The organism is Campylobacter sp. BCW_6467, from assembly GCF_001762855.1.
GTDB lineage: Bacteria > Campylobacterota > Campylobacteria > Campylobacterales > Campylobacteraceae > Campylobacter_D > Campylobacter_D jejuni.
On sequence record NZ_MJXP01000042.1, the window covers coordinates 1 to 25,106 of the forward strand.

A 25,106-nucleotide genomic window follows, 5' to 3' on the forward strand; every position below is an offset into this window, starting at 1 on the left:
GAACCTATATCAGCTCTGATTTGATCAAGGTTAGTTATAGCAGTTTCAGCTATATCCATCACAGCCATAGCACCTTTAAGAGTGGTTACACCCGCAGTTTCATCAGTAGCACCTACAGCTGTAGTTCTTAAAGCAGCAAATTGAGAATTACCTGAACCTGCTGAGAAGCCTGAACCTGCCGAAACTACATAGGTACTGCTTATAGAAGCCGCGCTTGAAACAATTTGTACTGCTCCAGTTAAAATTGTAGAATATCCTTTTCCACTACCTACTGAGAAGCCTGAACCTCCTGAGAAGCCTGAACCTGCTTGAGACATAAACGCTGAAATACTAGAAGCTTGGATAATTTGCTTATCTCCACCACCATTGTAAGAATTAAATCCCATAGCATCAGCATTAGCTGCTGAAATTTGACCTTTTGACTCTCTTAAAGATACTGAAGCTTGAGAAATCATATCTGTAGCACCCATACCTATAGCACTAAGATTAGTTCCACTTATGTTGATATCTCTACCATCATTTTTAACTAAAGATAATCTTCCATAATTTTCAGTTTTTAAAATACCCGCACCAGCACCTATACTACCTGTGATTTTAATGCCTCTACCATCAGCTGAAGTAAGAACAAGTTTACCATTCTCATCTTTAGAAGCTTGAACTCCTGTGGTATCTTTAACCGCATTGATGGCTGAAATCAAAGAACCGTTATTATCTCCATCTTTATAATCAACCTTACCAATTATAACCCCATTGATAGCAAAGTCTTGAGAAGTAGTTCCTTCTTTTATAGCATAAGCTCCAACAGTTTTTACATCATAAGTTGCTCTAACTCCTGTTTTATCAGAGCTTTTATTAATCTCTTCAGCTAAAGCTCCAAGACCTGTTCCAACAGAAGTTGAAATCACAACATTATCAAATTTAAAATCTTCCAAACCATTATAGTTTTTGATAGTAAGTCCTACTACACCTGAACTCACACTTTGTGAACCTGTTTCAAATCTTGTAACACCGATTTTTGAAGACTGGGTTGGTCCAATGCTAGCTTTTATAGTTTGATTTGAGCTTGAACCGATTTGAAATTCTTGATTGGTAAAATTTCCACTTAAAAGTTGTTTACCATTAAAAGCTGTAGTATTTGCGATATTATCAAGTTCTTCCATTAAGCGGTTTATATCTGCTTGAAGCATGGTTCTTGTTTTTAAACTTTGACCATCTTGAGCTGCTTGAGTTGCTTTAGTCTTAATAGTATCTAAGATCTTAAGTTGCTCATCCATAGCCTTATCTGCAGTTTGTAAGATACCCAAAGCATCATTACCATTTGATATAGCTTGACCTAGAGTATTTGCTTGAGATCTTAAGCTATCTGCTATCGCCATCCCTGAAGCATCATCTGCTGCGGAGTTAATCCTAAGACCTGAACTAAGTCTTGCTAATGAACTGTCTAAACTTTTAGCATTTAGATCTGAATTTGCTTTTGCATTTAATGCTGCGACATTTGTGTTAATACGAAATCCCATTTTAAATCCTTTTAAATAAATTCAAGCTCATCCATGAACTTGTTGCACCCTATATCGTTACTTTTTTTAAAAAATTTATACTTTTATAAAAATAATTTTTCTAAACTTTGTTTTCTAACATTTAATTTTTCGATTAGCAAAATAAGCCAATCTTTATAAACTTTAACAATTAAATACAAATAATTTTCTTCTTTTTGAATTTTCTGAATAATAATTTTACTTAACTCAAATCCTCTTTTAAAAAAAATTCCCTTAAGAACTCCATCTTTAAAAATAAAACTATTCTCCAAAAAGGAGTTAAAAAATTGTATATTTTTATGACATTGATGTAGAAATTCTAAAGGTAATTTTTTTTCGCTTAATAAAATTTTTTCCAAAGCATTATCTAAAAATTTTGCATTATCTAAAATTTCATTAATATTATTTAAATCTTCTTTTAAAATTTCTAAAACTTTTTTATAAAGTTTTTCATTTCTATTTGAAGTTAAAATTTGTGGAATTTTTAAACTTTTTTCTTTCTGACTTGCAAATTTCAAGCAACACTGCTCAAAATTAAGTTCTTTTGTAAATGCTATTTTAGCTCCTCCTTCGGTAGCATTGTAAAAATTTACTTGAGTATTATTTGCGAATAAAATTTCCAGTTTCTTTCTATAGTCATTCCAAGTTATTCTAGTTGCAATTTTATCTTTTCCGCCATAAGCGCTAACTTCAAATTTAAAATCTTTATTTTTTTCAAAATTTGATTGATACTTAAAATCTGAAAAATGCGTATTACCATCCAAAGAATAAGCTAAATCTTGGCCTATTATAATAACATTTTTAAATTTTAAAGCTAAAGCTAAAGTATAACAGGTATGTCCAACATGAGTTCCAGTTTCTAAATATCCAAAACTAGGAATATTAATATGCTGATAAAGAGCATCTCTGCTTAAAAATAAAGATATATGAAAATTATTTTCCAAATAAGAAACAACTTTAGAATGAGTAGATGAAGCTAATAGAATAAGGCTTTTTGACAATTTTTCTTTTTCAATATCTTTAAAAAATTCAATAGGATATTCTTGAAAATCCACATTTAGGATATAATCAGGAATAATATCATTTTTATAAAGCAAAGGAAAAGCCCCATCTGCACAAAAAATCACAAAATTTTCTTGATATTTTTTTAAAAGCGGAATTTGTTTTTCAAGACTAGGTCCAGCGCAAACTACTATACAATTTTCAAATTTATTTTTTCTTTCTTGAATAATTCTTTGAAAAGGAATACTTTTTAACATTAAAGGAATATTTTGTATAAAATTATCATAGCAAATTAATGATAATTTACATTCTGGATCTAAATTTCTAATTACAAGATTGATATTATCATACACTATATGGTCTATTTTTATAATATCATCCATGAAATACTTTTCATAATAAGAAGAATTTATAAACATTTCATAAAGACTCAGATATTCAAACATATCTTTTTGATCAAATAGTATACTAAGCTGTATGTTAACTTTCTCTTCCTCAACATCCACCAGATAAATTTTTCCACTACAAAGCTCTTCACTCAAATCCAGTGTACTTAAAGCTAGGATGAAAAGTTCTATTTCGCTTTCAAATACAAAAAGATGTTTATAGTGTTTAGCTAAATTTTTAATAAGCAAGGCATTGCCTATACCATAAATACATACAAAAGGATATCTAGGAGTTTTTTCTAAAATACTTTGATAGAAAAAATTTAATTCTTCTTCTAAGTTTTCATACATGAAAACATTATGAGTTTTATCAAAGATATTTAAATTTTCATCTATATTAAAACGAGAACAAGTTTTATTTTGTATGAAATTTAAAAGTTTATTTCCTAAGGGTTCATTTACCCCACTTAATAAAGCTTGTATGTTTTTTTCTAATATAGTCATGAAATTTCCTTAAATTTTATCTATTTTGAGTGATATTTTGTCATCTTTTTCACTAAATTGATACAACAAATCCTCACAAGGATAAGAGATACATTTTTCTTTACAATCTTTTTTTGAATTTTGTTTTATTTTTTCTAGCATTAAAGGGAGTTCTTTAGAAATCAAAGTTTTTATAGACATTCCCATGCCATGTTCTAAACTTTTGATAAATCTACCATCAACTTGATCTGAATTTTTTATCATATAAAGCTCTGCATTAAACCCAAATTGTTCTAAATATTTGTAAAGTTCTAATTTTTCATCAGGTGGAGCTATTTCTTTATCATAAAAAGAATGATAACTAATATAACATGGTTTTGCGTAATTAGCTTGAATTTCAAGATGCTTTGGTTCTAAGATATATCTTATCATTCTTCTTGGCATTGAAAAAAAATTATTTGAACTTGAATTACTTGTCCAAAAAGTTTTTGTCGAGCAATGTGTTTTAATATGATGAAAAAAATCAAAAGTAGAAAATTCACTATATTGCACAAAATCTATTTCCTTTCCAAAACCTATAAGACGCCAAAGAAATTTAGCATAACTTGAGTTATCTATAACTCCATCTATTAGCCAAGGTGCAATTTTAGTTGCCAAATGTGCTAAATATCCCCCGTGAGAACTACCTATCATAATAACTGGTATACCCCCCCCCATAGTATCAAAAGGAGCATGTTTTTTAAGATAAAGTGCAACATTTAAAAGATCTTGAGCCTGCATAACACCAAAATTTTGATATTCATTTTTTGCAGGTTGCAAACTCACATGTAAATTTAAAAAATAATTTGGTGCAAAATTACCTTTCTGCTTACCTTTGGTTATTTGATTATTTACAAAATGAAAAATTTCACTCATTTGTTTATAGTCTTGAATTTTATCAACATCATAAGGAAGCTTTATGTCTATAGCTTCACAACTTACTTTTAAAATAAGCTTGTCTATATCATCTAAATAAAAAGTAGAGCCTGTTTGAGGACGATTACCTATACAATGATAATTCACACTAGCTACAGCTGCATTATACTCACTAGCCACAAATTCAGCCAAGTGTTCACGGTAATTTTCATCCGCATCTCCACCAAGCCCAGGGATGATAAACACTAAAGCTTTTATTTCTTTTTCATCATCAAAACAAAGCTTAAATTCAAGCTTTGATTCTCTTTTTATACCAAGCTCTACATCATCACAAGAGTCAATCTCATAAGTTTTACTCACTAACATTTACCTTCCTCCTATTAAAAGATAAGTTTTACTCGCTAGGTTTTTAAAATTTTCATTCTTACTTAAAATCACGCAAGCTTTATTGCTTGAAGAGCTTGTAAAGTCTATATTTTCTAAATCTTCATGAGTCTGATTAGCTGCGTTGATGATAGCATTTTTACTTGCTTCATTACTTGAAATTCCCATGAGCATAAAATCAGCCTTATTTATAAAAACAAGTTTTAAGCATTCTTTATCATCGCCTACGCGAAAATTTACTTCTTTTGTGCCGTTAAAATTGCCAAGATCAACATTTTCAACTCCGTTTACATTACTCATCGTTTTTATAGAGCTTAAATGGTCATTTTTTAAAGTATAAATGCTTATATCATTGATCAAAGTTTTAAGGTTGTTTAAAGACTTGCTAACTTCAGCTTCATCCTTGCTTGAACTCATTTTTGGTAAAGCAATAGCAGCTAAAATTCCCAAAATAACGATCACAAAAACAAGTTCTAATATAGTAAAAGCTTTTCTCATCTATATCCTTGAAAAATTTTTATTTTTAGGGCTTAAAATATCTTCTTCTATGCTTACAAATTCCTTTTTTTCGTAAGCATCAACTGCGGCTCTTGCTATCATCAACGCATTATCAGAACAGAATTTTAAAGGAGCTAGTTTTAAATTTGCATTATATTTTTGACATAAATTTTGCAAACGCGAACGCAAATTAAGGTTTGCACTAGCTCCACCTACAACGCCAAAATTTTTAAATTTATAAAGATTAAAAATTTTTTCTAATTTATCCATGATATGATCACAAGCTGTATTTTCAAAGGCATAAGCTATTTCTGCTTTTGTGTCTTCATTTAAATTTTCATGCTTTAAAATTTCCAAACGCACTGCATTTTTAAGTCCTGAAAAACTGAAAGCAAGTTCTTTAGAATGCTTTAAAGGTATGTTAAAAGAGATATTTTTAAGTTTGGCATTTTTTGCTAAATTTTCTATGATAACCCCACCAGGATAACCTAAATTCATCATTTTAGCCACTTTATCAAAACTTTCTCCAAAACTATCATCATTTGTGCTTGCTAAAAGCTCTAAGTCTGCATCATCTTTAAGATAAAGCACCATAGTATGCCCACCACTAACAAGCAAAATTCCCATATCTAAAGAAATTTTTTCTTCCAAAAAAAGACTATAAATATGACCTTTAAGATGATTTATAGGGATTAAAGGCAAATTTAGGGCACTTGCTAAAGTTTTTGCCATAGAAATTCCACTGAGCAAAGAAACACTAAGTCCAGGTTCATTTGTCACAGCTATGGCGCAAAGATTTTTAAAATGCTCTTTGCATTGCTTAAGTATCTTTGGTAAAGCTTCGCTATGAAGTCTTGCAGCAAGTTCAGGTACCACTCCCCCATAGATACTATGATCTAATTCTTGGGAAATTTTTTTATGAAATTTACACTCTAAGGTATTTTTATCAATGATAGCTATAGAACTATCATCGCAAGAACTTTCTATAGCTAGGATAAGATTTTTCATTCAAATTCCACTAAAATAGAACCTAAGAATTTATCTTTTAATCTTGCCATTTTAAGAGTGTTTAAGTCCAAATTTTTAGCATTTTTGATCAACTTGCTATTGGTATTTGCCTCTAAAAGTTGTTGCAAATTCGCCCCTCTTAACTCATAAAATTCCACTCTATAAATTTTACCTGCCATATCTAAAGAGTATTGTGTTTGCATATTTTTTTTATGAACTAAAATACCACTTTCATCTTTTCCATGATCAAAGCCTATGATATTTACGCGTACATTAGCTATCTTTGGGATAAGAAAATTCTCTTTTACTTTTACCTTACTTCCAAAAGAAGCTGTGGTTTCATTACCATCAACTTGAAAAGTTACTTCATTAAAAGCATCGCTAAATTCTAAATACTCAGGATATAATCTTGTTTGAAAACGATTGCCATACTGGATATAAAAAGAATTTCCTTCTGCGATAACAGCGGTAAGTTCATTACTTGTATTATAATTTAACTCTTTATTTACCGGAAAAGGCACATAATTGATAACCTTTCTTGGATTTTTTAAAGAAAGTAAAATTCTATCATCAAAAAGTTTCACTTCAAGCTCTTTATTTATGGCTTTATCAACCCCTTGTGGAGTGAGTTCAAAATCTCTGCTAAATTCAATTCCTGCGGTTTTTAGATAATTTTCAATTGCCAAAAGATGATAATAAGCTCTTAAATTTACAGGCAGATTTTTGCTCGCTTCATTTGCAAAAGCAGCTTTGTGATTTGAAATCACAAAATAAGTCAAAGCTTTAAGCATTTCCGTATCGCCAAGCTCTTGGGTTTTGGTATTTTTAAGATGATAAGCATGCTTTGGATCAGCAAGTGAAGAATTGACACTATTTACGGTTTGAGTAGCGATATTTTCAAGATCAGGGTATTTGCTTGCATTAATTTCGCTTGTGTCAATCACACTTGAATTTCCCCAACGCTTAGGATTTTGCATCGCATCGATATAAGTAGGTTTATAAAAACCCCAACCATCGTGAAGATTGATCACCATACTAACCTCAGGAAGTAAAATAAGCTCTTTAATGCGTTGAACTCTTTTGTAATCAGGATCCTTTGGGCTAATACTTGCAAATTTACGGTTTAAATCCCCATTATTCCCACGCGAACGCTTGATAATGCTATCAAAAGCTAAATTTGGAGCCACTATAATCTTACCCTTAGTGATATTATAATCACTCAAAAGCAAACTTGCCGCATGAAATCCACCAGGCTCATCGCCTTGAATTCCACCAAAAATCAAAACTGTATTATTATCATCTAGGCTTTTTCCATTTTCTCCTACGCTAAAGTCTAGCTCTAAGGCAAAAATACTTGTTATAAAAAATAAAATTATTAAAAAAAATTTCATTTTAACTCCTTAAATACTCTCTTGTTTTAAAATCATACTCAAAAACTTCTTCTATACTTGAAATTTTAGGCACTCCAAAGTGATCAAGAGCTTTAAAAATGCATTTAGCAATGTCTAAAAATCTACTTTTATTTTCTAAAAAATTATAAACACCAACTTCATTAGCAGCATTGATGATAACACCTAAATTTGGCTCTTTTAAAAATGCATTTTTAAGCTTAAAAATAGGATATTTTTTTGTGCTAATTTTATGAAATTTTAAAGCAGGCATTTTGCTAAAATCAACAGCCTCTAAAATAGGCGTATCTTGTTTTTCAAATATAGCATCTGAAATAGCTAATTTCATATCTGCTTTTGAAAAATACGCCGTGCTAGCTCCATTTTTAAATTCACACATTGCATGCACTAAAGATCTTGGTTCTATTAAAGCATCAATTTCTTTAAAATCATATAAATGATAAGCCTCTATAATCTCAAAAAGCTTATTTGCCATAGTCGCACTATCTATAGTGATCTTTGCTCCCATGTTCCAATTAGGATGTTTTAAAGCATCTTTGACACTAACTTGATTTAAATCTTTGATTTTGTACTTATAAAAAGCTCCACCACTTGCTGTGATATAAAGTTTTGCTATATTTTTTTTACCTTCGAGTAAAAATTTTAAAGCCGCATGCTCACTATCAACGGGTAAAAATTTAGCCCCTTTTAAAAAACTCCCCGCCACCACAAGACTTTCTTTGTTGGCTAAGGCTATGTTTTTGCCAAGTTCTTTAGCCTTTAAAGTGCTTTTAAGTCCTGCAAAACCTACAATGGCATTGAGCAAAAGTTTGTCTTGGCATTCTGTTAAAATTTGCTCTAAACCTTCTTGCCCTATAAAAACCCTATCGTGTTTAACTAAATGCTTATTTTTTGAATCTTTTATGGCAACAAATTTAGGCTTAAACCTTGCGATTTGTTCATTTAAAAGAGCGATGTTATCCCCACAAGCTAAAGCAGAAATGGGAATGTTTTTTAAAGCAGCAAGTTTAAGAGCATTTACTCCTATGCTACCTGTGCTTCCAAAAAGTATCATAAAAGAGCAACCATCACAAAAGCAGCAATGATCACTGCATCGATTCTATCGAGCACACCCCCATGACCAGGGATAAGATCTCCACTATCTTTTACGCCTACTTCTCTTTTAAAATAACTCTCAAGCAAATCTCCAATTACTGCAAAAATCGCTACAAAAAACGAACAAAGCAAAGAAAGCCAAAAACTATAAACAAAAACTCCTAAAATAGTTCCAATAATACTCGCACAAATCAAGCCACCTATAACACCTTCTAAGGTTTTGTTTGGACTTGTTGGAGAAAAAGGGGTTTTACCCATAAGTTTTCCGATAAAATACGCCCCACTATCACAAGCTGCAACGATAATGATAAGCCAAAAAAGCGCGAACATACCCTGATCTAAATACACTTGCCAAAGTGCTAAAATAGGCAAACTAGGATAAATATAAATAAGAGCTGGTTTTAAGGAAGCCTTTTTATAAACCAAATATCCAACGACTAATAACAAAGCTAAAATCCCAAAAAACAAAGCTTTATGCGATAAACTTCCCAAAATAAAAGCTATAGCCAAAGGGATAATAGAAATATTTTCTAAAACAAAAAGTTTTTTTGCTTCACTAAAAGATAAATACAATAAAACCGCAAAAACGATAAAATTGATAAAAAATTGATCAATCAACGCGATAATAATAATAGCCCCTATCATCACAAGAGCTGAAATAATTCTAGTTGTATTAAACATATTTTTCCTTATATACTAATATCTAAGCGATGAATGCTTTGTGCGTCTTTAAAATTTGGATCTTTAGACTCATCTTCTTCATTTTTCTCATCATCGCTAGTTTTAGCTTCTTGATTGTGTTTTTTCTTTTTTTCTTCTTGTTCGGCTTTTTCTTTGATCTCTTCTTTGATTTCATGAGTCTCATTGACTTTTTCAAGCTTGTTTAAAGTTTTTTCTTTTTCATTAAATTCAGCCATATTTAGCGTAGCTGCAAAACCTTCTTTTGCAAGCTCATTGCTTGCTTGTGTAGCTGGATAAGCCATATTTTGATTTATATAATTGACATTTCCTAATGGGCTAACTGGCATTTTAATCCTTCATGATATTAATACTTTTAAAATTTGTATAATTTACAAACGCCTTTTGCTGAACCTTAACAAAATTTTTTAAGGTATAATCGACCCAATACGAACCTTTCTTTAACTTAGAAAAACTTACACAAAGCCTTGCGGCAAATTCTATCACATCAAGGCTGATTTTTTGCTTGTTTGATACAATCAAAGTATGTGCACTAGGAATATCCCTTACATGAAGCCACAAATCATCTTTTTTAGCATTTTTAAGTAAAAATTCATTGCCTTTTTCATTTTTACCCACGCAAATTTTAAACTCATTAAAATAAAAATTTGCCACAAGATCTTCTTGTTTATGATCTTGATTTTTTTTGCTATTTTTTTTAGGTAGTAAAATTTCAAGCTCTATCTCACTCTTAGCTTGAAGCAATAATTCTTTTAAACTCAGGGTAAAATCTAACTTTTCTTTTAAATTTTGCCTTTGTATGTTTAAATTTTTAGCTTTTTGTTCTAATTTTTTGGCATTTTTATAGTATAAATTAGCACTTTGCTTAGGACTAAATTCAAGCTTAAATTCAAGCTCTTTGCCTTCAAAGTCATCAAGCTTAAATTCCCTTTCATAATCTTTTAAAACACTCAAATTTGCAAACAATACATCAGCCCTTTTTCTGTATTCTAAAGCTTTTAAGAGTAAAGAATTTTCTTCATCTAAATTAGAAAAAAGTTCTTGTAAATTTTGTATTTTTTTATCCACTTGTGCAAGTTTTAAATTTTTTATTTGTTTGATTTTACTCTCATAAATGCTTGTAAATTTGCGAGAAAAATAATCTTTAAAATCTTTAATTTCCTCAAAACTTTCATCCATTTTATAAGGCTTTAAAGGCTCTAAAATCACATTAGGTTTTACTACACGATAACTTTTATCAATGTGCCTTAAAGCCTCTATGATTAAATCTTTTTCATCTGTAAGAATAACATTGGTATTTTTACCCGTAAATTCAAAATAAATCTTGCTCTCATAGCTTTTATAAGCCTTATTAGCTTTTACACTAAAACATAAAATACGATTGCCTTCAAGGACTTTAACTTCCTTTATAAAAGCATTGCTAAAATACTTTTTAAGCATAAAATCAAAAGGTGCATTATAGTTTTTTGCATTAAATTTAGCTGTATAAATCGCACTCATTACGCGAGTGAGATCGAAAATAAATCTTTCTTTATCAAAGCTTAATTCCAAAATATTGTCATTGATACGCTTGATAAAATCGATTTTTTTAAACTGAGAAAAAAAAGTTTGCAATTGTAAAAGTTCTGTGTATTTCATAAAAGAAATTATAAAATATTTTAGCAAATTTGTGGTAGAATTAAACTAAAAAAGGAAATTTGTGCAGCTTAATGAGCTAAATTGCGTGATTTTATGTGGTGGTAAATCTAGTCGTATGGGACAAGATAAAAGCAAATTGATTCTTAAAAATCAAAATTTAATTCAATTTCAAGTAAATAAATTTTCTAAAATTTTTAAAAATGTCTATGTGAGCACAAAAGAAGACAAATTTGAAAACCATTTTAGCTTGATAAAAGATTCTTTAGAATTTGAAGTTTACTCTCCTATGCTTGCGCTTTACTCTATACTTTCAAATTTTAAAAATGAATTTGTTTTTGTTTTAAGTGTGGATAGTCCTAAAGTAGGTGAAAATGAGCTTTTAAAAATGCTTCCTTTTTTAGAGCAAAACTATAAAATAATCATAGCCAAAACCCCTTTACATAAACATCCCTTATGTGGCTTTTATCACAGCTCTTTAGCTCAAACTTGTAAAAATTTCTTAGAAAAAAATGAACAAAAAATAGGACTTTTATTTTCTGAGATTAAAACCAAATTTGTGGAATTCGAAAATGAAGATGCTTTTTTAAATCTTAATTTTTATGAAGAATATGAAAAATTTAAAAGCGAGTTAAAATGAGAAAAACTGCTTTATTTTTAAGCTTATGCGTTTTTATATGCGCTAGTGATTTGCAACAAGCTTTAGAGTATGAAAAACAAGGCAATTATAAAAAAGCTATGGAAATTTACAAAAAACTCGCTTTAAAAAATTCATCTGTTTTAATCCCTCAAGAACAAAATAAAACTAAACAAACTACTCAAAATGAAAAATCTATTATTGCAGCCAAAGAAGAAAGACAAGATTTTGCTCGTCTTGCCTTGGCAAATTATCTTGAAGAAGATGAATACTTTAACCCTCTTGGCATTAGTGCTTATAAAATGAATTATTTTCTACCTTTGGCTTATAGTTTTAACTCTCTGGAAGAAAATCACAATAAAAGTGAAGCTAAATTTCAACTTAGCATTAAAAAAAGGCTTTTTGAAAATTTGCTAGGATTGGATGAAAAATATTATATAGCCTATACTCAAACTTCTTGGTGGCAAATTTATGAACATTCTTCTCCTTTTAGAGAAACCAACTATCAGCCAGAATTTTTTATAGATTTTCCTTTGTATCTTAAAGATTATGAATTTTTTAACAACCTACGCGTAGGTATATTGCATGAAAGCAATGGTAAGGGAGATGAGAATTTGCAATCTCGCTCATGGAATAGAATTTATGTATCTACAGCTATTTTATATAATAAATTTTTATTTGTCCCACGCCTTTGGTATAGAATTCCTGAAAGCAAAAAAGATGATGATAATCCTGCCATCTTGCATTATATGGGAAATTTTGATGTGAATTTAGCGTATTTAGGCGATGATTATTTTATCAATCTTATGCTAAGAAACAATCTTAAATTCCGCAATAACAAAGGCGCTATACAAGTTGATCTAGGATATGATATTTTTAATAACGGAATTTATTGGTATTTACAATACTTTAATGGCTATGGAGAAAGCCTTATAGACTATAACAAACACTTGCAAAGACTTTCCACTGGATTTTTAATTTCTTACTAAAATATCCTTTGTAGTTTTATCATTTCTTAAAACAAATTTCATTACAATTTCATTTTTGATAATTATTATTACTATAAGGAAAGATTTGTTTTTTAAGCATATATTGAGTTTAAAAGCGCTTATAGCTTTACTTTTATTCTTTGGAATGATAAGTTTATTTATAGGAGTTATCAGTATCAATGTAAAAGATATTCTTAATCTTAACTCCACTCAATTAGAAATCATAACTCTCACAAGAATTCCTAGACTTATAGCGATTTTACTCACAGGAATGAGTCTTAGTATATGTGGGCTTATCATGCAACAACTCACGCAAAATAAATTCGTTTCCCCAACTACAGCAGGGACTATGGATTGTGCTAAATTTGGCATACTTGTTTCTTTAATATTTTTTGCTGGAGCGTCTTTTTTCACTCAAGCTATCATTGCATCTGTATTTGCGCTTTTGGGTTCTTTTATATTTATCCAAATTTTAAGAAAAATCAAACTCAAAGATGTGATTTTTGTACCTTTGATAGGCTTGATGTTTGGAGGCATTATTAGTGCTATAACCACTTTTTTTGCTTATGCTTTAAATTATATACAAAATATCCAAGGCTGGTTACAAGGCAGTATGGCAAATGTTATGCAAGGAAATTATGAATTGCTCTACATTTCTTTACCACTTTTTATACTTGCTTATTTTTTAGCTCATAAAATCACCATAGTTGGCATGGGCGAAGATATAGCTTTAAATCTTGGAATTTCTTATAATGGTATATTATTTTTAGGCTTGATGATTGTAAGCATTATCACTAGCTTAGTGATTGTAAGCGTTGGGATTATCCCTTTTTTAGGGCTAATTATCCCAAATTTAGTAGCTCTTTATCTAGGTGATAACCTTAGAAAAAATCTTATCTATATAGCACTTTGTGGAGCTTTGTTTTTACTTGTTTGCGATATCATTTCAAGACTTGTCATCTTTCCTTTTGAAATGCCTTTAAGTATCACTACAGGTGTTTTAGGATCTTTAATCTTTATCTTTCTTTTGTTAAAAAGGAAAGTTTATGCGTAAAAAAATGCTGATTTTAAGCTTTTTAACACTTAACATGATAGGGATTTTTATACTTGTGGGTTTAAATGGCTTTGATGAGTACGCCTTAAAAAGTCGTTTTTTACAAATTGCAGCTATTATCATAGTAGCTATTTGTATCGCTGTTTCAACAGTGATTTTTCAAACTTTATGCAATAACAAAATTCTAACCCCTGCTATCATAGGATTAGATTCTTTATATATGTTACTTCAAAGTGCTCTTATCTTTTCTTTTGGTGCGGCTAATTTAAGTGTTTATAAAAACGATATCAATTTTTTAATCACTCTAGTTTGTATGGTGGTTTTTTCACTAGGACTTTATAAAATTTTATTTAGTAGCGATAGAAGCATTTATCTTATCATGCTTTTAGGCTTAGTTTTTGGAACACTTTTTAGCACTTTAAGCTCTTTTTTTGAAGTATTAATCGACCCTGATGAATTCATGGTGATACAGGGAAGAATGTTTGCTAGCTTTGATAATATTGCTTTTGATGTTTTAATTCTTGCTTATATTATTAGCTTTTTAAGTTTTATATGGATTTTTCGCTATATGAAATTTTTGGATCCTTTGAATTTAGGCAAAGATTTAGCGATAAATTTAGGGATAAATTATCAAAAAATTTCAAAACAATTGATGATTATCATAGCTATTTTAACTTCTATTAGCACCGCGCTTGTAGGTCCTATAACCTTTTTAGGGCTTTTGGTAGTAAATATCACTTATGAACTATTTAAAACTGCAAAGCATAGTATTTTACTAAGTGCTTGTATACTCATTAGCATTTTAGCTTTGCTTGGAGGGGTATTTTTTGTCTCTAGAGTTTTTGATTATAATGCCACTATAAGCGTGGTTATTAATTTCTTAGGCGGGATATATTTTATCTATCTTGTATTAAAGGGTAATAAATTATGATTAAACTAAAAAATATCACCAAATTTTATGACAATAAAGCCATTATTTCAGATCTTAGCCTTGATTTTCATAAAGGCAAAATCACTTCTATAATAGGAGCCAACGGTGCTGGAAAATCCACTCTTTTAGCTCTAGCAAGTCGTTTGATAAAACCTAGCAGTGGAGAAATTTATATCGATGGAATGAATTTAAAAGACTATAAAGAGCAAATCTTAGCACAAAAAATTTCCATTCTCAAACAACAAAACAATATCAATTTAAGATTAAAAGTTGAAGAATTAGTCGCTTTTGGGCGTTTTCCGCATTCTCAAGGAAGACTTAATGCAAACGATAAAATCAAAATCAATGAAGCTTTAAAATATATGGGGCTTAGTAACTTAAGAAATGAATTTTTAGATACATTAAGCGGCGGACAAAAACAAAGAGCTTTTATAGCCATGATCATCGCTCAAGATACTGAATTTATAATGTTTGATGAACCTTTAAACAATCTTGATATGAAACATAGCGTACAAATCATGCAACTAATGAAAAATTTAGTCAAAGACTTTAACAAAAGTATAGCTGTTGTATTGCATGATATTAATTTTGCTTCGATTTATTCTGATGAAATCATAGCCTTAAAAGATGGGAAGCTTTTAAAACAAGGCTCAAAAGATGAAATCATCAATCAAGAAAATTTAAAACAAATTTATGATATGGATATACCTGTAAGTCAAATCGATGGTAAGAAAATTTGTATTTATTTTTAAAAAGGAGAAAATATGAAAAAATCTTTAGTTTTTGCATTTTTTGCATTTTTTTTAAGTCTAATCTTAACAGCTTGTAATTCAAACTCAAATGAAAACAATGCAAGCTCTACAACAAAAACCAACACTGCTACGGTGAAAGTTTTGCCTATTAGCATGAGTGATGAGGGTGATAGTTTTTTAGTAAAGGATAGTCTAGGAGAAAATAAAATCCCTAAAAATCCTTCTAAGGTAGTGATCTTAGATCTTGGAATTTTAGATACTTTTGATGCTTTAAAATTAAACGATAAAGTCGCAGGCGTTCCTGCTAAAAATTTACCAAAATACCTACAACAATTTAAAAACAAACCTAGTGTAGGTGGAGTGCAACAAGTTGATTTTGAAGCCATTAATGCTTTAAAACCTGATCTTATCATCATTTCTGGACGCCAAAGTAAATTTTATGATAAATTAAAAGAAATAGCTCCAACTTTATTTGTAGGTCTTGATAATGCAAATTTTTTAAGCTCTTTTGAAAACAATGTCTTAAGCATTGCAAAACTTTATGGTTTAGAAAAAGAAGCTTTAGAAAAAATTTCAGATATTAAAAATGAAATTGAAAAAGCCAAAAGCATAGTTAATGAAGATAAAAAAGCTCTTATCATTCTTACAAATTCTAACAAAATTTCAGCCTTTGGTCCTCAATCTCGCTTTGGGATTATTCACGATGTTTTAGGGATTAACGCGGTAGATGAGAATATAAAAGTAGGCACACACGGCAAAAGTATCAATTCTGAATTTATATTAGAAAAAAATCCTGATTATATTTTTGTTGTTGATAGAAATATCATTGTAGGCAACAAAGAACGCGCTCAAGGCATACTCGATAATGCGCTTGTTGCTAAAACCAAAGCAGCACAAAACAAAAAAATCATCTATCTTGATCCAGAATACTGGTATTTAGCAAGTGGAAATGGACTAGAGTCTTTAAAAACTATGATTTTAGAAATCAAAAATGCTGTAAAATAATACAACCTCGCAAGGGCTAGTCTCTTGCTTTAATACCTAATAAAATATTTGGAATTTTCAAGAAAGTTTTAGTGGCGGACAGAGAGGGATTTGAACCCTCGAGACCCGTTAAGATCTGCACCCTTAGCAGGGGTGTGGTTTCAGCCGCTCACCCATCTGTCCAATAAAGTAAAGTGTGATTATACAAAAAAATAAATAATACCTAGCTTAAAAAGCTAGGAAAAATCAAAGGCTAAGATAAGCCAAAAGCAAAGTTACAACAACCCCTACTCCAAGAACTGCAAATTGTTTACTTCTATCTTTTTTATTTGCAAACAAAGTAATCATAAGCCCTGAAATATAAAGCATAAATAAAGTAATACCAAAGCCTACGCTAAGCACAGAAAAATACCAAGCGCCCTTATCTTTATGAAGCATAATCATATCTCCAAGTAAAGATCTTGTTTTTAAGGTAATGTTGTATTCATTAGTAGAATTTTGAGTTATATTAGCACTATAATGAGTTCCGCCTATTGTTATGCCTTTATCTTTACTTTTAATGATATCTGTATTAGATGGCACTTTTAAACCATTTGTTTTTAAGTACTCTATTAAAGCTTCTCTTTCTTTACCACTTTCTATAACTTTTGACAATTGATACTGCTCAACTTTCAAACCCACATCTTGATTAATACCAAAAATATACGCTATACCCGTTAAAGCAAAAAGCAAAGCACAAGGCAAGAAGAACAAACTAAGATAGATATGAACCTGTCTAAACAATTTATTTTTATTAATCATTTTAAGTCCTTTTTTTATTATTAAAATTTGTGATATTTTGACAAAATAAAGTGAATTTTAAATAAAAAGTTTATATTTTTTAAAACAATGAAAAGAAAAAGCCCTTATGATTATAGGGCTTAAGAATTATTTTTTATCAATCACTTGATAATTATAAGGAACAAGCTCTTTATCATGCTCTAAAAGTTCTTTTGGAGGATTGCCATTAACATCTTTTTCATCTGCATAGTAACGCTCTCCAGCTTTATGACCATTAACATCTACTTTATAATAAAGCTCTCCTGGATTAAATTTTTGAATATCTTCAAAACCTAAATTTGAAGTTTTAAAATCTTTAATTCCATTTACCGCTGCAATTTCTACAAGTTTAGTTTGTCCCATTCTTGCCATATCAACAGCTTGCAATAACATTCTTGAAGCTTCGCGAGGATTATGAAAACCAGTTGAGTTTTCAGCATTAACAAAATCCGCTCTCATTTGAGCTTTACGATGAAGTTCTAAAACTTCTTTTAGCTCTTCGCTAATTTTTTTCGCATCAGCTTTTCCATCGCTTTGGAATTTTTCCATATTGCCTAGCTCATCGCGTAGTTTTTTAGTATCCATAATCAAACTAACAATTGCGTACTCTACAGTTCTTTGATCATGTGCAACGCTATTTTGTATGTCAAGTACTTGAGCTTTTAAATAATCTTCGCTTTGTTTATGACAAGATTTGCAAGCAGAGTTAATATCTCTTAAAGGAGAAGTGATATTGTGTTGAGTAACCTTTTTAGCCCCTTCTCTAACATAAGGCATATGACAATCCACGCAACTTACTCCATTTGCAGCATGCACACCGCCACTATAAAGTTCACTTTCTGGGTGTTGAATTTTAATAATTTGTGCCCCTGTTAATTTATGAGTAAAATCAGCTCCAAATACTCCACGAACTTTATCATAATAATCATCTAGCATTTCAATTCTAAATGGTTGTCCTTTTTTCCACTCACTCCAAGGAAAAGTTAAAACTATACCATCGGTTTCAATCTCTTTAGCTTTATTTCCATCTCTCCAAAACTCATACTCATCATAATTTTTCTGAGTTCCATTCCACCATTTTTTAGAACTATCATCTACAATAGTTTCACCCATTACTTTTACTTTTTCCCCTGTTGGTTTAAAATAGTATTCAACATGGCATTGAGAGCAAACTAAAGTTCTCATTTCTTCTCTTGTAGCTTTTACGCCTTGTACTGGATCTTTTTCATATCCCCTAGAAACTAAAGCATTAATAGCTGCTGGACGAGTAAGTCTTAAACTCATATCATTTGGATTGTGACAATCTGCACAAGTTACACCCATTCTTTTACCACCATGTGGACCTGCATGTTCAGGTGAATTTTCCACTATACCATCAACGGCTGGGATATTTTTAATCATGGTCCAATAATTTGTAGAGTTAAAAGCAGTAAAATCCCCTTTAGCAACATTTTTTATAAGCCATGGAGTCCATCCACTATGACAATTCATACAAGCTGCGGGCTGGCCTTTAAAAGCAGCAAGGCCGTGAGCATTAAGAAAATCTTTGTTGTTTCTTGCTGTTTTCATTTGATCTACTTGAACCCAAAAATGCCCTCTTTCTTCATTGAAATCAAGACTAAAAGGATATCCTGCCCAAAGTATGGTTAATTGAGGAAAGCGAATTAATTTTGAATAAGCTAAATTACCACCAAATTCAGTAGCTTTAGGCTCTTCTTTTTCAACTGTTAAATACATTTTTAGCTGCTCTGGAAAAACCTTACCCCATTTTTCAAAATTTGGATCATCATCACTAAGCAAAGAAAAATCAGCATTTGCTGCAATGGCATTTTTATTTGCTTCATCTTCTTTTTTTTGATTGATATCATTATTTAGCCATAAAACTCCCGCTATAAGTAAAACCAAAACAACAATACCCAAGCGTAAAATATTTTTTTTCATTCATCTTCTCCTTATTAAATTCCGTGTTTATGTCCAACATCTTTATGACAAGAAGCACAATTTAATGACTTGTCTGCATGTGGATTTGTTGTAGCATTGATAGCTGTTTGAGCAAAATCTGCATGACAGCGTATGCAGTTTTCTTGCACCATTTTTCTGCTTTTTTCAGTCGCACTCAAATTTGTAGGCAATTCATCAAGTTTAAAAGTAAAAGCATAAGCATGTCCTAAACCACTTTGCGCTTTAGCTATCCACTTAGCTACAAAATTATGTGGCAAATGACAATCCACACAAGTTGCTCTTGGTTCGCCTTTGACTTTTTGAGAGTGTGGTCCTGCCATGTATTCGTTATAAACTTCATTCATAATATGGCAGTTATTACAAGATTCGCTTGCATTGCTTAAATAAGATGTGCCCTTAGCATTATAAAAAGTATAAAACCCAACCGCAAAGAAAACAAAAAGCAAAACAAGAAAAATAGTAAAAAGATTCGAAGTTTTCTTCAAAATTTTCCTCCTTAAAATTATCATTTCTTAAAATCTTCAATAAAACAATAATGTCACAGAATTTCCCAAAAATAAATTTTGTAATTTTAACATAGATGAATTTAATATAATTTTAAAGATATATTTACTCTTAATTAACCTAAAAAATTTGAAACTTTTATTCAATAATTTTAAAATAAATGATAAAATATAACAAAAAAAAGGAAAAATTAATGCAAATAAGTCCTGATATGTTTATCAATCGCGAACTTTCTTGGCTTCGCTTTAATTCTCGTGTTTTAGACCAATGTTCTAAAAATTTACCCTTATTAGAAAAATTAAAATTTATAGCTATATATTGCACTAATTTAGATGAATTTTATATGATACGCGTTGCAGGCTTAAAACAACTTTTTTCAGCTGGAGTTAATGCAAGCAGTAGCGATGAAATGACCCCGTTACAACAATTAAAAGCCATACGCAAATACTTACACCAAGAAAAAGAGCTTTTGGAGCGTTATTTTAATGAAATCACAAGTGAATTAGAAAAAGAAAATCTTTTCATAAAGCATTATGAGAATTTAGATGAAAATTTAAAACAAAAATGTGATGAGTATTTTTTCTCTAATATTTTTCCTGTTATTGTTCCAATAGCTGTTGATGCGACTCACCCTTTTCCACATTTAAATAACTTATCTTTTTCACTAGCGGTTAAAATTTGTGATAAAGCACATCCTGAACTTGTAAAATTTGGAATGATTAGAATTCCAAGGGTTTTACCTCGTTTTTATGAGGTAAGTGCAAATATTTATGTTCCTATAGAAAGTATAGTCCACCAACACGCAGAAGAAATTTTTCCAGGCTATAAACTCTTAGCTTCAGCAGCATTTAGAGTGACTAGAAATGCAGATATAGTAATAGAAGAGGAAGAAGCTGATGATTTTATGATGATTTTAGAACAAGGCTTAAAACTTCGTAGAAAAGGGGCTTTTGTAAGATTGCAAATTCAAAAAGATGCAGATGAACAAATCGTAGAATTTCTTAATACACACATGAAAATTTTTCATAAAGATGTTTATGAATATTCTATTTTACTCAATCTCCCTAGCCTTTGGCAAATCGCGGGAAATAAAAACTTTACGCATCTTTTAAGCCCACTTTACACGCCTAAAACTTTACCACCTTTTGATGAAAATTTATCTATTTTTGATGCTGTAGAAAAAGAAGATATACTCATCATACAACCTTTTGAAAGTTTTGATCCAGTTTATAAATTTATCAAAGAAGCAAGCAAAGATCCTGAAGTAATTTCCATAAGAATGACACTTTATAGAGTTGAAAAAAATTCTAATATAGTTCAAGCTTTAATTGATGCTGCAAGCGATGGAAAACAAGTAACTGTGATGGTAGAATTAAAAGCACGTTTTGATGAAGAAAATAATCTTCATTGGGCGAAAGCTTTAGAAAATGCCGGAGCTCATGTTATTTATGGCATTACAGGTTTTAAAGTCCACGCTAAGGTTTCTCAAGTCATACGCAAACAAGGGGATAAGCTTAAATTTTATATGCATTTAAGCACAGGAAATTACAATGCAAGCAGTGCTAAAATCTATACTGATGTGAGTTATTTTACAAGCAAAGTAGAATTTGCAAGAGATACGACAAAATTTTTTCATATCTTATCAGGCTTTAGTAAAAACCGTCGTCTTCAAACTCTTTCAATGAGTCCAAATCAAATCAAAGAAAAAGTTTTAGAAATGATACGCATTGAAACAAGCAAAAAAAATGAAGGTGTGATTGTAGCTAAAATGAACTCTCTTGTGGATAGTGATATCATACAAGCGCTTTATGAAGCAAGCATGGAAGGAGTACAAATCGATCTTATCATACGCGGAATTTGTTGCTTAAAACCTGATGAAGAATACAGCAAAAACATACGCGTTAGAAGCATCATAGGAAAATACTTAGAACATGCTAGAGTATTTTATTTTAAACATAGTGAGCCAAATTATTTTATATCGAGTGCAGACTGGATGCCAAGAAATTTAGAGCGTCGCTTAGAACTTATGACTCCTATATATGATGAAAGAAGCAAAGCTAAATTAGCTCAATTTTTACGCTTACAACTTAGCGATAATGTTTTAGCTTATGAGCTTAAAAACAATGGAGAGTATGAAAAAATTCCTTCTTCTGAAAAAACCATAGATTCTCAACAAACCTTAGAAGAATATGTAAGTAAAATTTATAAAACACTTAAAAAAGATACAGATCAAAGTCGTGCAACGCACTTAGCTTCCAAACTTTTTAAGGAAAATTAGTTTAAAATAAGTTTTTATGTTTTATGTGAAAATTACAAAAATCACCAATAAAAACGGGAAGGCTAAGATTGGTAGTTTATAATGAAAAAATATAATACTTTAGATTTATTTAGTGGGGCGGGTGGTTTCTCTCTAGGTTTTTTAAAAAGTGGGGCTTTTAATATACTGCTTTCAATTGATAATAATCCAAAACTATCCATAAGCTACGAAAAAAATTTTGATTTCATTAAGCATATAAACCGTGATATTTTAAGCTTTAGTGATAAAGATATACAAAAATTACAACAAAAATATAATTTTGAAGTAATTATTGGAGGTCCGCCTTGTCAAGGATTTTCCTTAGCAGGAAAAATTGGAAGAAAGGAACTACAAGATGATAGGAATAAACTCTTTCTAGCCTATTTAAAATTTATAAAGAATATCAAGCCTAAAATTTTTATAATGGAAAATGTTGCAAGCCTTGCTAGACACAATAAAGGACAAACACTAAAAGAGATTTTGCAGTGCTTTTATAATATTAACTATGAAGTCAAATACGAAATTTTAAATACTAAAGACTATAGTATAGCACAAAATAGAAGTAGAATTTTTATCGTTGGAACGATAAAAAAAAATAGCTTTATTTTTCCAAAAAAAGAAAATAGTCAAATCAGCATCAAAAAAGTAATAGATGATTTACCCAAACTAAAAAATGGCGAAAAATCTAAAATACCTAATCACAATGCAATGATGCACTCAAATCAAATGCTAGAAAAAATGTCCTATATTAAAGATGGTGGCAATAAAGAGCAAATTCCACCTGAGATAAGACCAAAAAGTGGCGATATGAGAAAATATATTCGCTACAATAGTGCCAAACCATCTATAACTATAACAGGCGATATGAGAAAGGTTTTTCACTATTCTCAAAATAGAGCCTTAAGTGCAAGGGAATTAGCAAGAATTCAAAGTTTTCCTGATGATTTTATCTTTTATGGTAATTCTATTGATATACAACAGCAGATTGGCAATGCTGTTGCACCCTTATTGGCAGAAAAAATTGCAAATCAAGTTAAGATTTTTTTAGATGCATAAATATCCAAAAGTCAATTATATAGGTAATAAAGAAAAAATTAGTACTTGGATAATAGAAAATTTACCTATTAAAAAGGGTAAAGTATTAGACTTATTCTCTGGCGGCTGTGCTATGTCTTACGCGTTTAAAAACGCAGGTTTTAGTGTCATTTCTAATGATATTTTGTATTCTAATTATTGTATATCAAAAGCCATTATAGAAAATAGCAATCAAATTTTAAACTTAAATATAACAGCAAATGAGTTAACTGATTTTTTTACACAAAAAAGCTATAAAAATATAAGCTGGCTATCAAATCATTTATATTTTGATTATGAAGTAAAGGAGTTAGCTTGTATTATAAATTATAGTGCTACTTTAAATGAATATGAGAAATTCATATTTTTAGCCTTAGTGCGTAGAGCAATGATACGAAAAATTCCATACTCAAGAATGTGTATAAAATGGGAAGAAATCGTTAAATTTAGAGATGAAGAATTAAGTTATCAAAAATACGGTAGGCGTAGAGCCTATCATAATATAAGTTTTTTAGAGCATATTTATTTAAATCTTAAACAATATAATAATGCTGTCTTTGACAATGGATTAAAAAATTTTTCCCACAAGCTTGACTGCATAAAAATGCTTGATAAAATAGCTAAAGTGGATTTGATATACATAGATCCACCCTATCCTTCTACAATGAATAATTATTTTAATTTTTATGGTCCTTACGATAAAATCTTTAAGGAAGAAACTAAACAATGTACGGATTTTACAAACAAAAACACCTTTTTGCAAAATTTAAAGCTTATATTTGAAAAAGCCATAGGAAAGACTACCTATATAGCTATGAGTTTAAACAACCAAAGTAAGCCAAATCCTAATGAAATAATTACTAGCGTATCGAATTTAACCCTTAATTTTTTTATTTATCAAAAACCACACATCTATAAGGTAACTGGAAAAGAAAATAAAAAACAAAATTATGAAATCGTGCTTATTTTTAAACTTATTGGGAGTTAAAATGAAAAAGCAGCAATACGAAAATTACTGGCAACTTACCCTTGAATATAGTGATTTTTACGGCAATAATTTTAATGAATGCCTAAAAATAATAATTGAATTTATGGATAAAAATCCTCAAATTGATTCTCAAAAATATCAAGAATTACAAGAAAAAGTATATGCTTTTAATCCAAAATCAGACTTTGCTTCAGTTAGAAAATCTATCAATCAATTTTTTAAATTAGGATTTATCAACAATAAGTTTGAGGGCTATCACAGCAAAACAAAAGAATTTTTACATGAGCAAAATAGGACAAAAAAGAAAATTTTATATTCAGAAATACTTTATGATAATGCTAGTTTTTCAAGGTCTTTTAGACATCCTAGCAATGAAAATGAACTCAAATTTTTGGTAAAAACCATAGAATACTGCGGAAGTATTACAAAAGAAAATCTTTTAGCACTTATGTATGTGAAAGATACAATTCATAAAAATTATTTAAACAAACAAGAATTAGAACAACTAACCCACCACATCATACAAATGCATGCAGCAGAGAGAAAATATAACCAAATAGCATATTTATGGAATATTTGCACGAATATTCTTACGGGTATTTATTTAGACCAAGATAATTGCTTAACACTAGATAGATCTGATTATAGTTATACTGAGAAATCAGCTAACAGAGACACATACAAACAAACCTTATATAAACATTTACTTTATGAAGAAAGTAGGGAATTTTTATCCGATGTTTATTGCTATGTTGAAAATTTAAAATATCCACTCTTAGTAGCTTCCCATATAAAACCTTATAGAGTTTGTGATGAAAATGAGCAATTTGACAAAGATAATGGCTTACTACTATCAAAATCAATAGACCAATTATTTGACCAAGGTTGGATTTCATTTGAAAATGATGGGGATATAATACTTAATGAAAATTTAGATGAAAATCTAAAAAAGTTCTTAGCTACAAAAAGAATTCATCCAAAAATCTTAAATGAAAAAAGACTTCAATATTTAGCCTATCATAGAAAATATGTCTTTAATAACTCAAAACAATACAAATTCTAATTTC

General features: G+C 30.0%; 23 protein-coding genes and 1 tRNA gene. 10 read left to right on the forward strand and 14 right to left on the reverse strand.

The window, feature by feature from the left end; translation table 11 throughout:
• The 10 genes from AJ888_RS05480 to AJ888_RS05525 all read right to left on the reverse strand — a co-directional run.
• A partial coding sequence (locus AJ888_RS05480; RefSeq protein ID WP_070296181.1) for a flagellin occupies positions 1-1,517 on the reverse strand: 1,517 nt, incomplete at its 3' end.
• Positions 1,518-1,600: 83 nt separating this feature from the next.
• A complete protein-coding gene (locus tag AJ888_RS05485) occupies positions 1,601-3,427 on the reverse strand; it encodes a motility associated factor glycosyltransferase family protein (RefSeq protein WP_070296182.1) in 1,827 nt (608 codons plus the stop codon).
• 9 nt (positions 3,428-3,436) lie between these two features.
• Entirely contained in the window at positions 3,437-4,687 is a 1,251-nt protein-coding gene (locus AJ888_RS05490) for a DUF2920 family protein (protein ID WP_070296183.1), read from the reverse strand.
• A complete protein-coding gene (locus AJ888_RS05495; protein WP_070296184.1) occupies positions 4,688-5,203 on the reverse strand; it encodes a type II secretion system protein in 516 nt (171 codons plus the stop codon).
• Positions 5,204-6,211 carry a tRNA (adenosine(37)-N6)-threonylcarbamoyltransferase complex transferase subunit TsaD gene (gene tsaD, locus AJ888_RS05500; protein WP_070284128.1) on the reverse strand — a complete coding sequence of 336 codons (1,008 nt, stop codon included), beginning with the start codon at positions 6,209-6,211 and terminating at the stop codon, positions 5,204-5,206.
• On the reverse strand, positions 6,208-7,602 hold the full coding sequence (locus AJ888_RS05505) for a M99 family carboxypeptidase catalytic domain-containing protein (protein WP_070284127.1): 1,395 nt from the start codon (positions 7,600-7,602) through the stop codon (positions 6,208-6,210). Before AJ888_RS05505 ends, tsaD begins: the two co-directional genes overlap by 4 nt.
• A gap of 1 nt (position 7,603) precedes the next feature.
• On the reverse strand, positions 7,604-8,674 hold the full coding sequence (gene dxr / locus AJ888_RS05510) for a 1-deoxy-D-xylulose-5-phosphate reductoisomerase (RefSeq protein WP_002862022.1): 1,071 nt from the start codon (positions 8,672-8,674) through the stop codon (positions 7,604-7,606).
• A complete protein-coding gene (locus AJ888_RS05515; RefSeq protein WP_002862023.1) occupies positions 8,671-9,396 on the reverse strand; it encodes a phosphatidate cytidylyltransferase in 726 nt (241 codons plus the stop codon). Before AJ888_RS05515 ends, dxr begins: the two co-directional genes overlap by 4 nt.
• A gap of 8 nt (positions 9,397-9,404) precedes the next feature.
• The gene (locus AJ888_RS05520) at positions 9,405-9,743 is read right to left on the reverse strand and encodes a hypothetical protein (RefSeq protein ID WP_002855905.1); all 339 of its coding nucleotides are present in this window, start codon (positions 9,741-9,743) and stop codon (positions 9,405-9,407) included.
• Between the two features lies 1 nt (position 9,744).
• On the reverse strand, positions 9,745-11,052 hold the full coding sequence (locus tag AJ888_RS05525; protein WP_070296185.1) for an NFACT RNA binding domain-containing protein: 1,308 nt from the start codon (positions 11,050-11,052) through the stop codon (positions 9,745-9,747).
• Positions 11,053-11,113: 61 nt separating this feature from the next.
• Here AJ888_RS05525 and AJ888_RS05530 point away from each other — a divergent pair, with 61 nt between their 5' ends.
• The 6 genes from AJ888_RS05530 (at position 11,114) to ceuB (ending at position 16,417) form a co-directional block, all read left to right on the forward strand.
• The gene (locus AJ888_RS05530) at positions 11,114-11,689 is read left to right on the forward strand and encodes a molybdenum cofactor guanylyltransferase (protein ID WP_070296186.1); all 576 of its coding nucleotides are present in this window, start codon (positions 11,114-11,116) and stop codon (positions 11,687-11,689) included.
• Positions 11,686-12,675, forward strand: coding sequence for a phospholipase A (locus AJ888_RS05535; protein ID WP_070296187.1), 990 nt, complete (start codon positions 11,686-11,688; stop codon positions 12,673-12,675). Before AJ888_RS05530 ends, AJ888_RS05535 begins: the two co-directional genes overlap by 4 nt.
• 85 nt (positions 12,676-12,760) lie before the next feature.
• Complete coding sequence (locus AJ888_RS05540; RefSeq protein WP_002871405.1) at positions 12,761-13,729, forward strand: ABC transporter permease; 969 nt, start codon at positions 12,761-12,763, stop codon at positions 13,727-13,729.
• Positions 13,722-14,660: an iron chelate uptake ABC transporter family permease subunit gene (locus AJ888_RS05545; protein ID WP_002881476.1), complete on the forward strand. Its 939-nt coding sequence runs from the start codon at positions 13,722-13,724 to the stop codon at positions 14,658-14,660. The genes AJ888_RS05540 and AJ888_RS05545 overlap by 8 nt, the downstream gene beginning before the upstream one ends.
• A complete protein-coding gene (locus AJ888_RS05550; RefSeq protein WP_070284893.1) occupies positions 14,657-15,412 on the forward strand; it encodes an ABC transporter ATP-binding protein in 756 nt (251 codons plus the stop codon). Before AJ888_RS05545 ends, AJ888_RS05550 begins: the two co-directional genes overlap by 4 nt.
• Positions 15,413-15,424: 12 nt before the next feature.
• Entirely contained in the window at positions 15,425-16,417 is a 993-nt protein-coding gene (gene ceuB, locus AJ888_RS05555) for an enterochelin ABC transporter substrate-binding protein CeuB (RefSeq protein ID WP_052949159.1), read from the forward strand.
• A 72-nt stretch (positions 16,418-16,489) separates the two neighbouring features.
• Here the strand turns inward: ceuB and AJ888_RS05560 are convergent.
• The 4 genes from AJ888_RS05560 to nrfH form a co-directional block, all read right to left on the reverse strand.
• Positions 16,490-16,579 (reverse strand) — tRNA-Ser (locus AJ888_RS05560).
• Positions 16,580-16,642: 63 nt separating this feature from the next.
• Positions 16,643-17,197: a membrane protein gene (locus AJ888_RS05565; protein ID WP_002892921.1), complete on the reverse strand. Its 555-nt coding sequence runs from the start codon at positions 17,195-17,197 to the stop codon at positions 16,643-16,645.
• Between the two features lie 126 nt (positions 17,198-17,323).
• A complete protein-coding gene (locus AJ888_RS05570) occupies positions 17,324-19,156 on the reverse strand; it encodes an ammonia-forming cytochrome c nitrite reductase subunit c552 (protein WP_070296188.1) in 1,833 nt (610 codons plus the stop codon).
• A gap of 14 nt (positions 19,157-19,170) precedes the next feature.
• Positions 19,171-19,686 carry a cytochrome c nitrite reductase small subunit gene (gene nrfH / locus AJ888_RS05575; RefSeq protein WP_010891930.1) on the reverse strand — a complete coding sequence of 172 codons (516 nt, stop codon included), beginning with the start codon at positions 19,684-19,686 and terminating at the stop codon, positions 19,171-19,173.
• Positions 19,687-19,874: 188 nt separating this feature from the next.
• Here nrfH and AJ888_RS05580 point away from each other — a divergent pair, with 188 nt between their 5' ends.
• The 4 genes from AJ888_RS05580 to AJ888_RS05595 all read left to right on the forward strand — a co-directional run bounded on the left by AJ888_RS05580 (position 19,875) and on the right by AJ888_RS05595 (position 25,102).
• The gene (locus AJ888_RS05580) at positions 19,875-21,959 is read left to right on the forward strand and encodes an RNA degradosome polyphosphate kinase (RefSeq protein ID WP_070261409.1); all 2,085 of its coding nucleotides are present in this window, start codon (positions 19,875-19,877) and stop codon (positions 21,957-21,959) included.
• A gap of 81 nt (positions 21,960-22,040) precedes the next feature.
• Entirely contained in the window at positions 22,041-23,033 is a 993-nt protein-coding gene (locus AJ888_RS05585; RefSeq protein WP_002862033.1) for a DNA cytosine methyltransferase, read from the forward strand.
• Positions 23,026-24,039: a DNA adenine methylase gene (locus AJ888_RS05590; RefSeq protein WP_002862034.1), complete on the forward strand. Its 1,014-nt coding sequence runs from the start codon at positions 23,026-23,028 to the stop codon at positions 24,037-24,039. Before AJ888_RS05585 ends, AJ888_RS05590 begins: the two co-directional genes overlap by 8 nt.
• 1 nt (position 24,040) lies before the next feature.
• Positions 24,041-25,102, forward strand: coding sequence for an HNH endonuclease signature motif containing protein (locus tag AJ888_RS05595; protein ID WP_002862035.1), 1,062 nt, complete (start codon positions 24,041-24,043; stop codon positions 25,100-25,102).
• Positions 25,103-25,106: the final 4 nt, after the last annotated feature.